At 35.7% G+C, this 13,484-nt stretch carries 7 protein-coding genes; 3 read left to right on the forward strand and 4 right to left on the reverse strand.

Annotation, left to right across the window (positions count from 1 at the left end; all coding sequences use genetic code 11):
* Window positions 1-105: 105 nt before the first annotated feature.
* Together KWG70_RS05860 and KWG70_RS05865 are read left to right on the forward strand one after the other, a co-directional pair.
* On the forward strand, window positions 106-4,221 hold the full coding sequence (locus KWG70_RS05860; RefSeq protein WP_230935061.1) for a T9SS type A sorting domain-containing protein: 4,116 nt from the start codon (window positions 106-108) through the stop codon (window positions 4,219-4,221).
* A gap of 110 nt (window positions 4,222-4,331) precedes the next feature.
* On the forward strand, window positions 4,332-5,135 hold the full coding sequence (locus KWG70_RS05865) for a DUF6503 family protein (RefSeq protein ID WP_230935062.1): 804 nt from the start codon (window positions 4,332-4,334) through the stop codon (window positions 5,133-5,135).
* A gap of 71 nt (window positions 5,136-5,206) precedes the next feature.
* Here the strand turns inward: KWG70_RS05865 and KWG70_RS05870 are convergent, their stop codons facing one another.
* From KWG70_RS05870 to KWG70_RS05880, 3 genes are all read right to left on the reverse strand, one after another.
* Entirely contained in the window at window positions 5,207-6,517 is a 1,311-nt protein-coding gene (locus KWG70_RS05870) for an amidohydrolase family protein (protein WP_230935063.1), read from the reverse strand.
* A 10-nt stretch (window positions 6,518-6,527) separates the two neighbouring features.
* On the reverse strand, window positions 6,528-9,506 hold the full coding sequence (locus tag KWG70_RS05875; protein WP_230935064.1) for an amidohydrolase family protein: 2,979 nt from the start codon (window positions 9,504-9,506) through the stop codon (window positions 6,528-6,530).
* A gap of 66 nt (window positions 9,507-9,572) precedes the next feature.
* A complete protein-coding gene (locus KWG70_RS05880; RefSeq protein WP_230935065.1) occupies window positions 9,573-10,658 on the reverse strand; it encodes a DUF3810 domain-containing protein in 1,086 nt (361 codons plus the stop codon).
* Between the two features lie 52 nt (window positions 10,659-10,710).
* Here KWG70_RS05880 and KWG70_RS05885 point away from each other — a divergent pair, with 52 nt between their 5' ends.
* Entirely contained in the window at window positions 10,711-12,177 is a 1,467-nt protein-coding gene (locus tag KWG70_RS05885; protein WP_230935066.1) for an aminoacyl-histidine dipeptidase, read from the forward strand.
* 74 nt (window positions 12,178-12,251) lie between these two features.
* On the opposite strand, the gene KWG70_RS05890 is transcribed toward KWG70_RS05885, so the two are convergent.
* Window positions 12,252-13,478 carry a peptidylprolyl isomerase gene (locus KWG70_RS05890; protein ID WP_230935067.1) on the reverse strand — a complete coding sequence of 409 codons (1,227 nt, stop codon included), beginning with the start codon at window positions 13,476-13,478 and terminating at the stop codon, window positions 12,252-12,254.
* Between the last annotated feature and the right edge of the window lie 6 nt (window positions 13,479-13,484).

Genomic DNA, 13,484 nt, shown 5'->3' on the forward strand with positions numbered 1-13,484 from the left:
GGTAGGAAAATTCTAAATTGGCTTGTTATAGTACTGACATCAATCCATTGACTATTAGCTTCGAACTAAATAGTTGATAAAACTACTAACCAAACTATTTTTTCTATGAAAGTAAAATTACTGTTTTCGCTTTTTGCCCTTCTTTTTTCAATTTCCACTTTTTCACAAACACTTAATCAACCTAATGATATGGTTGTTTGTGACGATAGTATTCCAGATGGAACAACAGAGTTTGATCTTGAATCACAAACACCTCAAATTCTGGGGAGTTTTAGTCCGAATGATTACAATATTACTTACCATTTAACCGAAGCAGACGCTGCCAATCAAACGAATCCATTGGTGTCACCTTATACCAATACTTCAAATCCGCAAACCATTCATGTTAGCGCTTTTCAAAATGCTACTGGTAACCTGGAGATCTTTACGTTTGATTTAATTGTTAATAGTTTACCCATAACTAATTTTGCCCAAGATGTAGTAGCCTGTGATGAAGGTGGTGGTTTTGCGACATTTGACTTGACCATTTTTGATGCCGAGTTTGCTCAAGGCAATCCAAATTTAGAGGTATCATATTATGAAACCTTCCAGAATGCCGATTTAGGAACTAATGCAATAGCAAACCCAAGCGTTTATATTAATACAATAGCTTATTTTCAAACATTATATGTAAGAGTTACAGATATCTCTAGTGGTTGCTCTTATGCAAATCCGAATTTTGCATTGTATTTAAATGTAGAACAAGGAATAATAATCAATGCACCAACGCCTCTTGTATATTGTGATGACGATGATGATGGATTTGGTTTTTTCGATTTAGTAAGTAAAGATGATGAAATACTTGGTGGCAATCAAAACCCAAATTTTGTTGTTACTTATCATGAAACGCAACAAGATGCAGATAATAATGTTGGAGCACTTTCAAGTCCTTATACTAATATTGTAACAGATTTTCAAACCGTATTTGTTAGAGTGAGTTCTATTTTTGGTAACTGCGCTCAGACCACAACATTAGACTTAATTGTAGACCCAGACTGCCTTTTTGTGTCGCCTGCGGCAATTCAATTTTGTTCAGATGATCCAAATTTAGAGGTCGATTTTGACCTCACCTCGGAAAATGCAACTATTGTTAACGGACAAGAGCTCTCAGGGTTTAATTTCTCCTATTATTTAACTGAAGCTGATGCTGAAAATCAAAGTAATCCAATATCTAATCCAACGTCATATCAATATCCTGTTGGTACACTTATCATTTATGTGCATGTAGAAGAAATCGCAACTGGTAACTCAGCAATTACGACATTAACAGTGACTGGAAATTTAGCGCCAATTGTAGATTACAATGGACCATATACGATTTGTAGTGGACAAGAGGTTGTATTGACACCATTTGTTACTGGAGGAAATGGCGTATATAATTACTTATGGAGTACTGGAGATACAACTCCTGAAATAGTTGTTTTTACTGGAGGTACATATACGGTTTCTGTAACTGATGCTATATCTGGATGCATATCAAATACGCTTACAATAGATATCACTGAAGGAGACTCTATAACCTTAGGTGATGCAGCAGATCTTAGCAGTTGTAATCCTAACGAAATTTTTGATCTCACTGTTACGATTCCTGAAATTTTATTAGGAGCCGATCAAAACTCATATGTCATTCGATTTTTTGAAAATGTGAATGATGCTTTCTTTAATGTAAATCCTTTAGCAGCTCCAGAAACCTATACTAGCAATGGAGTGACTCAAACTATTTATGTTAGAGTCGAAAATACTAATGATACTTGCTTTGCATTATCAGATTTTAATTTGGTAATCGAAACATGTCCTATTGATGTGGTTTGTGGTGAAGAACCAATAAACACAACGTACTGTTATGAGCTTAATGATGCAACACCATATGTATATACAAGTACAGATGGTTCGCCATTGCAAGTGTTTTTTAATGCTGGAGAAGTAGAAAATAACTGGGATGAATTGGTCGTATTAGATTCTGATGGCGTGACTAACTTAAACCCTGAAGCCACAACATATGGCAATGGCGGAGATCTCGCAGGATTATACTTTGCGTCTACAGGAGATACGATTACTATTTTTGTTAATTCTGATAACGTTTTTGCCTGCGTAGACCAAAATTATACACCTATAGATTATACCGTAAGTTGTATTGATCTTAATGCACTACCTAACTGTACTTCTGAACTGGTATTAGACAATGGAACTGAAGACGTTAATGAAAATGCAGATCTGACTTGGACTGCTTCTACTGGTTTGGTTAGTGGTTATAAAGTTTCTGTAGGAATTACGTCTGGAGGAACTGAAGTTGTAGATAATGTTGACGTTGGAAATGTATTGACCTACGATATTGGAACCTTAGATTATGAAGTGACTTATTATGTAACTATTGTACCTTATAATGATAATGGAGATGCAGAAGAATGCAATGAATATAGCTTTACAACAAGAGCAAATCCTAACCAACTTGTAGAATGCGATGGTGGAGCTGTTAATACGACGTATTGCTACGGAAATAATGATACAAGTGAGTTTGGTTTTGAAAGTAGCGACGGACTTCCTCTTACTGTATTCTTCAATGCAGGAGGAGCAGAAGTAAACTTTGATGAAATCTCAATATTAGATTCAGATGGAACTATTTTAAATCCGACACTTCCTTATGGAAATGATGGTGATTTTGCAGGAATAACGTATACATCCTCTGGTAGTAGTATCACAGTACGATTTGATACAGATGGCTCTGTAAGTTGTCAATCGGGTAGCACATGCTGTACCGAAGTATTTGATTTTGACGTGTTCTGTGCGTCTTCGGTTGGATTTATTCAAGTGAATGCTTTTGTAGATGCTAATACTAATTCAGTATTTGATACTAATGAGTTTAATTTTTCCAACGGATATTTTACCTATGAGGTTAATGGTGATGGAATTATTAATACAGTAAACTCGTCTACAGGAAACTTCCAAATCATTAGCGCTAACGAAACCGATACTTACGAAATCACCTTTAATTTATATGAAGAATCCGCAGGTTGTTATGATGTAACTACAGCAAGTTTTAGTAATATATCTGTAGCAAACGGAAATACTGTTACAGTAGACTTTCCAGTGGTTGAAGAACAAAGTTGTGAAGATTTAGCTGTTTATCTTATTAATAATTGGACACCACCAAGACCAGGTTTCACACATAGTAACTATCTATATTTGGAGAATTTAGGATTTACTACTATTGCCTCTGGTACTGTAGAATTTACAGTAGATCCACAAATGGTATATAGTGGCACTTTCAATGTTAATCCAGCGTATACAATTACTGCTACTGCCACTGGGTTCACGGTAGATTTTGTAAACCTTCAACCAGGAGATGTAGAAAGTATAGGCATTTCAATATTATGTCCAGCAAATGTTGAATTAGGAGATATTGTGACCAATACAGCGACATATATCACTGATAGTAATGATTTAGTTGCGGTTAACAATTATTCAACATTATCCGAAATTGTTGTTGGATCTTGGGATCCAAATGATAAAATGGAATCTCATGGTCCTGAAATTGTATTTGATGACTTTGTAGCGTCTGATGAGTATTTGTATTATACCATTCGTTTTCAAAATTTAGGAACAGCTCCTGCTACATTTGTGAGAATAGAGGATATGTTAGATGATCAATTAGATCCAACTACATTCCAAATGCTACGTTCAAGTCATGACTATGTGGTCACACGAACAGAGACGGATTTGGAGTGGTTTTTTGATGCTATTAATTTACCTGCCGAACAAGATGATGCAGATGGCAGCAGAGGATTTGTATACTTTAAGATCAAACCAAAACCAGGTTATGCCATAGGTGATATTATTCCAAATACAGCTGCGATCTATTTTGATTTTAATGCACCTGTGATCACCAATAGGTTTGATAGTGAGTTCGTTGAATTCGCCTTATCTGTTTCTGAAGTTGAGGTGACATCTTTTGAATTATTCCCTAATCCTGCGAAAGATAAAGTGACCATTAGGTTGAATTCTAATGCCTACGGAAATGTAACAGCTAATGTTATAGACATCCAAGGAAAGCAAATTTTAGAAGGACAAATTTCCGAAGGGAATAGCATGGATATAGATACATCAAATTTACAAAGCGGCATGTACTTTGTGAAAGTAAATACCGATAGAAAAAGTATCGTTAAGAAATTAATAATAGAATAGTCCAAATCTTTTATTTAGTTGAATTTAGGCCTCAGAATTTTTCTGAGGCTTTTTTTGTAAACTATTCTCCTTAACTTCGTCTAAGCACGAAACCATAATAACTACGACGAATGAAACTTAAAACATTACTTTTAATTGCACTTCTTGTTTTTGCATCTTGCAAAGAGAATAAAGAAACCGAAACTGTTGAATCTATCGATTATTCTGAAGAAAATTTAGATGTGACAACCAGTACGTATCCAAAAAATATCACTAAAGTATTTGATGCGCATGGCGGTATAGATGTTTGGAATAAGATGAACACCTTATCATTTACTATGGATAAACCTAATGGTAAAGAGGTCACAACGACCAATTTAAAAACTCGAGCTGAGCTTATCGATACACCAACATATAGGTCTGGTTATGATGGCAGCCAATTATGGGTTTCTGAAAAAGATGGAAATGAATATAAAGGAAATGCAAAGTTTTATAAAGGCTTGATGATGTATTTTTATGCTATGCCTTTTATAGTAGGAGATGATGGCATTATATATGAAGATGCAGCGCCTTTAACGTTTGAAGGCAAAACATATCCTGGCATTTTAATTTCCTATGAAGCTGGAGTAGGCGTATCTCCAGATGACCAATATATTGTGTATTACGATGAAGAAACTGGCCAAATGCAATGGCTAGCATATACTGTTACCTTTGGAAAAGATGGAAAGAGTGATAATTTCCGATTTATACGCTATAATGATTGGCAGACGATTAATGGTCTGGTATTACCAAAAAGTATCGACTGGTATAATTATGAAGATCGAGTACCAACTGAAAAACGTAACACTGTTGAGTTTACTAATGTTATGGTAACTGATAAAACAAAAGACGATTCACTTTTTAAAATGCCAAAAGGTGCAACCATTATAGAGTAAAGTAAATAATTCTAAGCATAAAAAAACCTGTCAATAATACTGACAGGTTTTTAATTTTATAATAATACGCTTTATTTCTCGCTCTTTAGCTTGTTAGAATAACGTTTCCATAATTTAGTTTGATGTGTTTCTAAACTTATCATACGGCCATCAATAAAGGCATGCGTTATGATATTTGTTCTCATATCGAGAGCGTCACCTTCACTAATAAATAATGTTGCACTTTTCCCAGCCTCTAGACTTCCATAGTTATCATCAATACCTAGAATCTTTGCAGGATTAAGTGTTATTAATTGCAAAGCTTGCTCTTTAGTTAACCCATGTGCAACCGTAGTACCTGCATAAAATGGTAAGTTACGAGAGTTCATACGTTCCATTTGGCCACTGGTTTCTAAAGCCACAGTAACACCTTTATCAGTTAATAGCTTTGCCAATTTAAATGGCATATCATAATCATCATCGGTTTGACTTGGTCTTGTATGTACACGTTGTAATAACACTGAAATATTATTTTTCTTGAGCATATCTGCAACTTTATGAGATTCATAACCACCAACGATAACGGTAGATTTTACATTATGCATTTTAGAAAAGTTAACGGCGTCTGTAATTCCTTTTTCATCATCGACATGAATATAGAGCGTCTTTGAACCATCAAACAACCCATTAGTCGCTTCATAAGGCAGATTTTTTACAGATTTATCACTTTGCATATAAGCCTTAGTGCCATTAAAATAATCACTAATGGCAGTCACCTGTGTGTCATAATCTTTATTAGGTTTCATTGCTGGATCTTCACCTAACCACCAACGGCCTCTAGAAAAACTTCTTGGCCAGTTCATATGAATACCATCATCTTCTTTGATTACAGCATCTTCCCAGTTCCATGCGTCAAATTGTACTACAGACGAAGTACCAGAAATCCGTCCACCTCTTGGTGTGATCTGCCCTAATAAAATACCATTAGGTCGCATAGATTCCACTATTTTAGATTCGGCATTATAAGCGATTAAACTTCGAATGTGTGGATTCCAAGTTCCTAATTCAGAATCGTCATCAGTTGCTCTAACTGCACTAATTTCTACTAATCCTAGAGTAGAATTTGGTACAATAAAACCTGGATAAACATGCTTTCCACTAGCATTAATAATTTCCATCTTTGACATGTCAACTTTTACAGTAGTGCCATCTAGAACTTGCAATAGCTTTCCATCTTCGAAGATTATCAAGCTATTTGTAATCACTTTTCCATTACCAATGTGAGCCGTGGCTCCTGTAATAGCTACTGTTTTACTTTGCTTGGGAGCAGGAGTTTGTTGTGCATATCCTAAAGAAAAACTTAGGAGTAATACAACGAGAGTTTTTATATGTGTTGTTTTCATAGTCATCTTTTTAGTGTTGTTCATGGTCTAAGTAATCACAATGCATTTGATCCTTTTCTTTCTTCTTAATTGGTTGTGTTTTCAAACCTTTATTTTTTGCTTGCATCATCATATTGATGAGCTCACTTTTCTCCTTTTTAATTTGTGAACGCATTTGTTCATCACGTTTCAAATCAAAATAGGTCACACCTTCAATAATTGTTTTTTCAGCTTTTGCGTAGACTGACATTGGATGGTCGCTCCATAATACCACATCGGCATCTTTTCCAACTTTTAAACTTCCTACACGATCGTCTATATGCAATAATTTTGCAGGATTTAATGTCACGAATTTCCATGCATCTTCTTCACTTACACCACCATATTTAACAGATTTTGCCGCCTCTTGGTTTAATCGACGAGACATTTCACCATCATCACTGTTAATAGCAACAACAACACCAGCATCGTGCATAATAGCAGCATTGTATGGTATAGCATCATTAACTTCATATTTGTAAGCCCACCAATCACTAAAGGTTGATCCACCCACGCCATGCTTAGCCATTTTATCTGCTACTTTATAGCCTTCAAGAATATGTGTGAAGGTGTTAATATTGAAGTCAAACTTTTCAGCGACTTTCATCAACATATTGATTTCACTTTGAACATAAGAATGGCAAGAGATAAAACGTTCTTTATTTAGAATTTCAGCAAGGACATCCATTTCAATGTCTTTACGATATGGCTTTCCGCTTTTCTTTAATTTATCATAAGCTTTTGCTCGATTGAAGTAATCCATATATAGTTGTTCGACACCCATTCTGGTTTGAGGGAATCGGGCAAAACTTTGCCAATTAGATTGCTTGACATTTTCACCGAGAGCGAATTTTATAAATTTCGGACTGTTATCATAAATCAAATTATTTGCAGATTCTCCCCATTTTAATTTAATAATGGCCGAACGCCCTCCAATAGGATTCGCAGATCCATGAAGAATTTGAATTGAGGTAACACCTCCAGCAAGGTTTCTGTAAATGTCTATATCTTCATCATCAATAACATCTTCAATAGACACTTCAGCTGATGAGTTATGACCTCCTTCATTAATTGAAGCAGCAGCAATATGTGAGTGTTCATCTATAACTCCAGCAGTTAAATGCTTTCCAGTAGCGTCAATCACAGTTGCATTTCCGCCTGAAAGATTTTGACCAATTTTTGCAATCTTCCCATTTTTAATGAGTACATCTGTATTCTGTAAAATGCCATCACTTTCATTTGTCCATACAGTGGCATTCTTGAATAGCAAAGTTTCAGCTTTAGGTCGTTCTGTAAATCCATAGGCCATATTAGGATAGGTCACAGGTAACGTTTCCTTTGGAGGTTTAGCATCCATTTTCTTTTTATCATCAGAAGCGCTTTCGTCTTTTTCCATTTTATTGGCATAGAAAGTCATTTCGTTACCATCTGGGAAAATAGCCTTACCATTTAATGTGTTTGCATATGAAACATTTGCAACCAATCTAATGAACTCTTGTTGTGTAGAATCTTTGGTGGTCATTGAAATATTCACCCAGTCATCTGCATAACTAATTTTAGATCCTCTTTTTTTGCCATTACTAGTAATTTCAGATTTTAGTTTACTTACAGATCCTTTTAAAGTCATTTTGTAAGCTTCACCAGCTAAACGGAATTCATAATCACCTCTAATATCCTTAACCGACATATCTTCAAGTACTGTTTTTTGCCCTTGAACCCAATTTTCGTATAGTGTGGTCTTAGCATCAAAAATATCTCCAGATGTAATTAAAAAGTTAGCATAAGTACCTTTGTTTAGAGAGCCTATTTGTGATGATTTACCTAATAGTTGTGCAGGTACCGTTGTAAGCGCTTCTAAAGCCTTTTCTTTTGAAAGTCCGTACTCTATGGCTTTCATAACATTAGATCTAAAGGATTTTGTTGATTTCAGATCATGAGTTGTAAATGCAAAGCGTATACCATTTTCAGCTAAAACTTTCGGGTTTGAAGGTTCTTGATTCCAAGCTCTCATATCACTTAAGGATAATGATTTGCTTAAAAATGCATTTTCTACATCATATGCAGCTTGAAAATTCACTGGAAGAATATATGAAGCATTTGTCGCTTTTACATCGCTTACGCGTTCATATTCATCGCCACCACCTAACATGATATATTGTACACCAAATTGATCTCCAATCTTATCAGCTCTCAATGCATTTGCTCTACTACCAGCACCAAAAATTTGAACGAGTCCCTTATTAGCATTCAAGGCTTCAAGAGATAAATCTTTGGTATCACTATATCCTTTTGCATACCAATCGGCATCCAAATACATTTGACGCAGTAATGCAATACTTCCCATAATAGAACCTGGATACGATTGTCTTGAGGTTACACTCTTGCTAAATGAAAAATATTGACCTGAGTGTGGATCTAATACACGAGCTTCATTACCAGCATCTGGGTTTAAAGCAACTAAAGTTCCACTACCTCTAATAATACCGTCTTCAATATGTGTATTTACAACACCAAAGCCTGCTTTCATAAGTTCTTTGGCTTTTTTAGAGTCATATCTAAACTTTTCCATAGCCTTATTTTCTGGCATAACGTGGTCATTCCAATAGTAACCGCTTCGGCTTGGGCCATATTGCGGACCTCTAGCATTGCTATTTGGTCGTTCTGGTTTTTTAACACCAAAGGTCGAGTACATATCTATAAAAGATGGATAGATACTTTTGCCTTCTAGATTAACAACTGTCGTGTTTTTAGGAATACTTACTTGCTTTCCAGAAGCTACCACTTTGCCATCTTTAATAAGTAAAGTACCATTCTCTATGATTTGAGTTGGCGTGACATAAATTTTAGCATTCGTAAAAGCTTGGTAATTGGTGTTGGTCGTTTTTACACCATTGTTCTTGGGGAAATAGTCTTGTGCAAATAATGCAAAACTGCAAAAGCACAATGCAATTGCAAACTTGATTTTATTCATATAAATGGGTTGATTATTTAATTCCTTCTAAAGATAGAAATTAAGAACCTAAGACGTAAGAAAAAATTAGTTTTTTAACGTTTGATCTATAGGATTATTTTTGTGGTAATTCACTAATAATGCAACGACATAGCTATAGCTTTCCATTCCACCAGCTTGATTGTTAGATTTGAGGAAATTATTATACGTGGCTTTAAACAAGGGTTCGGTAGGGTTTTTATAGTCGTCCCAAAACTCTTGCACTTCGCGATAGTTGTAGAGTATACCTTTGTTCACCTGTTTAAGAAGTTCTTTATATTGTTTCTGGTCACGTTTATATGTTTCATGTAAACAATGACGCAGTGCAAATGCAAATCCGGAATAATTAAAATAGATATCTGGATGCCTCATAGCTGCCATACTACCTATAAAATTGGCTTCATTTTCTGCTGCATAACCCAATTGATGTGCAACCTCATGACTGCCAGTTGTTGGAAATTTAAAAGTAGGAATCAAACCATCGATTTGTGCTTCGTTAGTGAACGGGTTTAAATAGCCTGAAAACCCCATATAAGTTAATGGCACACTATATATTGATCGCTTGATACTTCTTGGGTGATAGTCCAAATATGGAAACTCCTTAGACAATTCGTCATAACCATCTGGAATCATTTTTAAAACTTCAGTTTTTGAATATGGCATCTCCACTTTAGCCGAATCATGTTCAGCTAAACGCAATTGAAGACTATTTGTTTTAGTAATTAATTGCTTGGTTAGACTTAGCAATTCTTCAGTAGTATACTCGTGTTCAATGTTCAACGATTTGTGAAGCGGCAAGCGATAATAATTAAATGCCCATAATAAGTGAAAGGCAAAATAGCCAACCGAAATTGCCGATAGCACATCTAAAATCCACTGTTTTGTATCTTTTAGTATTCGCTTCCTATTGATATAGAACCATCTTATAATATATAGAACAAGAAGCGTATATAAAACATCACCTACGGAAAAAGGCAACCAACCAAATGCATAGCGCATCGCTTTAGAGATCCAAATATAAATGCCATGGCTATAAACAGATTCTACAAAATTCGGAAAGTTTGCCAATACATTCAGAAAAATAATCTGAGGAATAATTGATAAGGCAATGATGAGTTTTTTGTGTTTCAGCATGATTCAAAAATACTAAAAAGAATGTACCTTTGTTAAACTAAAAAAATAAAGCATGAGCTCAGAAATAAGACAACTAGAACCCAAACAACTTTGGAATAAATTTGCCGACTTGAACGCAGTACCAAGACCTTCAAAAAAGGAAGAGCGCGTAATTCAATTCATGAAAGATTTTGGGAACAACCTAGGTTTAGAAACTATTGAGGATGAAGTAGGAAATGTCATTATAAAAAAACCAGCAACGACTGGAATGGAAGACCGTAAAACGATTGTGATGCAATCACATTTAGATATGGTACACCAGAAAAATAACGATACAGTTTTTGACTTTGATAATCAAGGAATTGAAATGTATATCGATGGTGATTGGGTAAGAGCTAAAGGAACAACGCTAGGTGCCGATAATGGGTTAGGTGTTGCGACGATAATGGCTATTTTAGAAAGTACTGATATTCCGCATCCAGCTATCGAAGCTTTATTTACTATTGATGAAGAAACTGGAATGACTGGAGCTATGGGATTAAAAGGAGGTATGCTTGATGGTGAAATTCTTTTAAACCTGGACACAGAAGAAGATGATGAAATTGGTGTTGGTTGTGCTGGCGGTGTTGATGTCACAGCGACTAGAACGTATGAGCAGGAAGAAACTCCGGAATTTAAAATAGGATTTAAAGTTTCGGTTAAAGGATTGCAAGGTGGTCACTCAGGAATGCAAATTCATGAAGGTTTAGGAAATGCCAATAAGATTATGAACCGTTTATTATTTGATGGTTTTGAGAACTTTGGTTTGCGTATTTCTGAAATTGACGGCGGAAGTTTGCGTAATGCTATTCCGAGAGAAAGTAACGCTATTGTTGCTATTGATGCCATTCATGAAGAGGCTTTTATTTCTGAAATGAATGATATCAGTAAGGATATAAAAACTGAATTAAAAACCATGGAGCCAGACCTCATAATTGAAGTGTCTAAAATAGACACACCTAGTCATATTATGGACCTTGGTGTTCAAGAAGGGGTGACTAGAGCGATTTATGCGGCTTTAAATGGCGTATATCGAATGAGTGCTGATATTCCCGATTTGGTAGAAACATCTAACAATATTGCTCGAGTGATTGTTAAAGAAGGTGACATTAAAATAGGATGTTTAACGCGTAGTTCTGTGGAAAGCTCTAAATGGGATTTAGCAAATATGCTACGTGCCACTTTTGAATTAACAGGATGCGAAGTCGAGTTTTCTGGTAATTATCCAGGCTGGACACCAAATATGGATTCTGATATTTTAAAAGTAATGGTGCCTTTGTACAAAGCGTTGAACAATGGAGAAGAACCACATGTGGCGGCTTGCCATGCAGGTTTGGAATGTGGAATCTTAGGCACCAACTATCCTGATATGGATATGATTAGTTTTGGTCCTAATATTAAAGGTGCACATTCTCCTGATGAGCGTGCTCAAATTTCTTCAGCTCAAAAATACTGGGCTTACGTATTGGAAATCTTAAAAAACATACCAAAAGCATCTTAAGACAAAAGTTGTAATCAATAAAAAAGCCTTTCGTAATGAAAGGCTTTTTTGTTTTAGTTGGTAAGTAGTTGTAATTAGTTTACTATTTCTGTCATTTCTAAAATGAATGTCAAGTCTGTATTTGGTTGGATACTGCCTCTACCACGCTCGCCATAGGCTAGGTGAGATGGTATATAGAAAAAGGCGCGTTCACCAACTTTCATAGACGCGATAGCTTCTTTAAAACCAGCTATCATTTGCGCATCTGGGCGAATTTGCATTCTTGAAGCACCATACATTCCAGCATCTTCACGTCTTTGATCGTACATTCCCGATTTTTCGGCAACAGCTTTTTGGTTAGAATCAAATAAACGACCATCTGTAAAATAACCTTCGTATTTGATCATTGCAAATTCTCCTTCTTTTGGTTTAGCTCCAGTACCTTCAGTGATGACATGTTTCTTTAAACCTGAAGCCAATGTTGTTGCTTTTGCATTATAATCATCTATTAAGGGCTTTGTTTCTTTAGCGACTTCGGCAATTTTTTCTTCACGCTCTATGCGTTCTGCTTCTGCTTTTTCTTTTGCGATTTCTTTAAGCGCTTCCCATTTTTTAGGAGCATTCTCTAATTCATCTTCAAATACTTTAGGAGCATTGAACGATTTGGCATCAGATCCTTTTCTGATGATCGTCACTTTAGTCATATATACTGGCTCAAGTGGTTTGCTGCTTCCAGGAGCCACAGGTACATTAGAAATAGCGTCTTGAACTTCAATTCCTTTTACCAATTCACCAAAGACACTGTGACAACTTACACGTGGTCGGTCACATGGTTTTAGATTTCCATTAGCATCAAAAGCATCCAAACTTGGGTAAGGTACTTCTGTAACAAAAAACTGACTTCCATTGGTTCCAATTCCACCAGAGTTAGCCATAGAAAGAATACCACCTTTATCATGTTTTAAGGTTTCATCAAATTCAGATGTGAATTTATATCCTGGGTTTCCACCACCAGTTCCAGTGTGGTCACCACCTTGAATCATAAACTGGTCCATAACTCTATGAAACGTCAAGCTATCATAGTATTTTTTTCCTTTGAATTCTTCGCTTACCATTGGGTGATTCCCTTCGGCTAAAGCCACAAAGTTGGCCACAGTTAGCGGTACTTTGTCATAAAACAATTTGGCGATCATGGTGTCTTTTGACGTGATGATTTCGGCATAAAGTCCGTCTTCAAGATCTGGATATTCTTCTTTACATGAGGTTAATGTTACAAAAAGGCATAACATTAAAATTTGGAGTGTTTTGCTAATCAATTGCATTGGTAT

Origin of the sequence: Psychroserpens luteolus (genome assembly GCF_021032705.1) — a bacterium.
Lineage (GTDB): Bacteria > Bacteroidota > Bacteroidia > Flavobacteriales > Flavobacteriaceae > Psychroserpens > Psychroserpens luteolus.

Excerpts from the sequence above, each read along its gene's own strand:
- KWG70_RS05875 (WP_230935064.1), bottom strand. The coding sequence starts at position 9,506 with ATGAATAAAATCAAGTTTGCAATTGCATTGTGCTTTTGCAGTTTTGCA.
- KWG70_RS05890 (WP_230935067.1), bottom strand. The coding sequence starts at position 13,478 with ATGCAATTGATTAGCAAAACACTCCAAATTTTAATGTTATGCCTTTTT.
- KWG70_RS05885 (WP_230935066.1), top strand. The coding sequence starts at position 10,711 with ATGAGCTCAGAAATAAGACAACTAGAACCCAAACAACTTTGGAATAAA.
- KWG70_RS05860 (WP_230935061.1), top strand. The coding sequence starts at position 106 with ATGAAAGTAAAATTACTGTTTTCGCTTTTTGCCCTTCTTTTTTCAATT.
- KWG70_RS05870 (WP_230935063.1), bottom strand. The coding sequence starts at position 6,517 with ATGAAAACAACACATATAAAAACTCTCGTTGTATTACTCCTAAGTTTT.
- KWG70_RS05880 (WP_230935065.1), bottom strand. The coding sequence starts at position 10,658 with ATGCTGAAACACAAAAAACTCATCATTGCCTTATCAATTATTCCTCAG.
- KWG70_RS05865 (WP_230935062.1), top strand. The coding sequence starts at position 4,332 with ATGAAACTTAAAACATTACTTTTAATTGCACTTCTTGTTTTTGCATCT.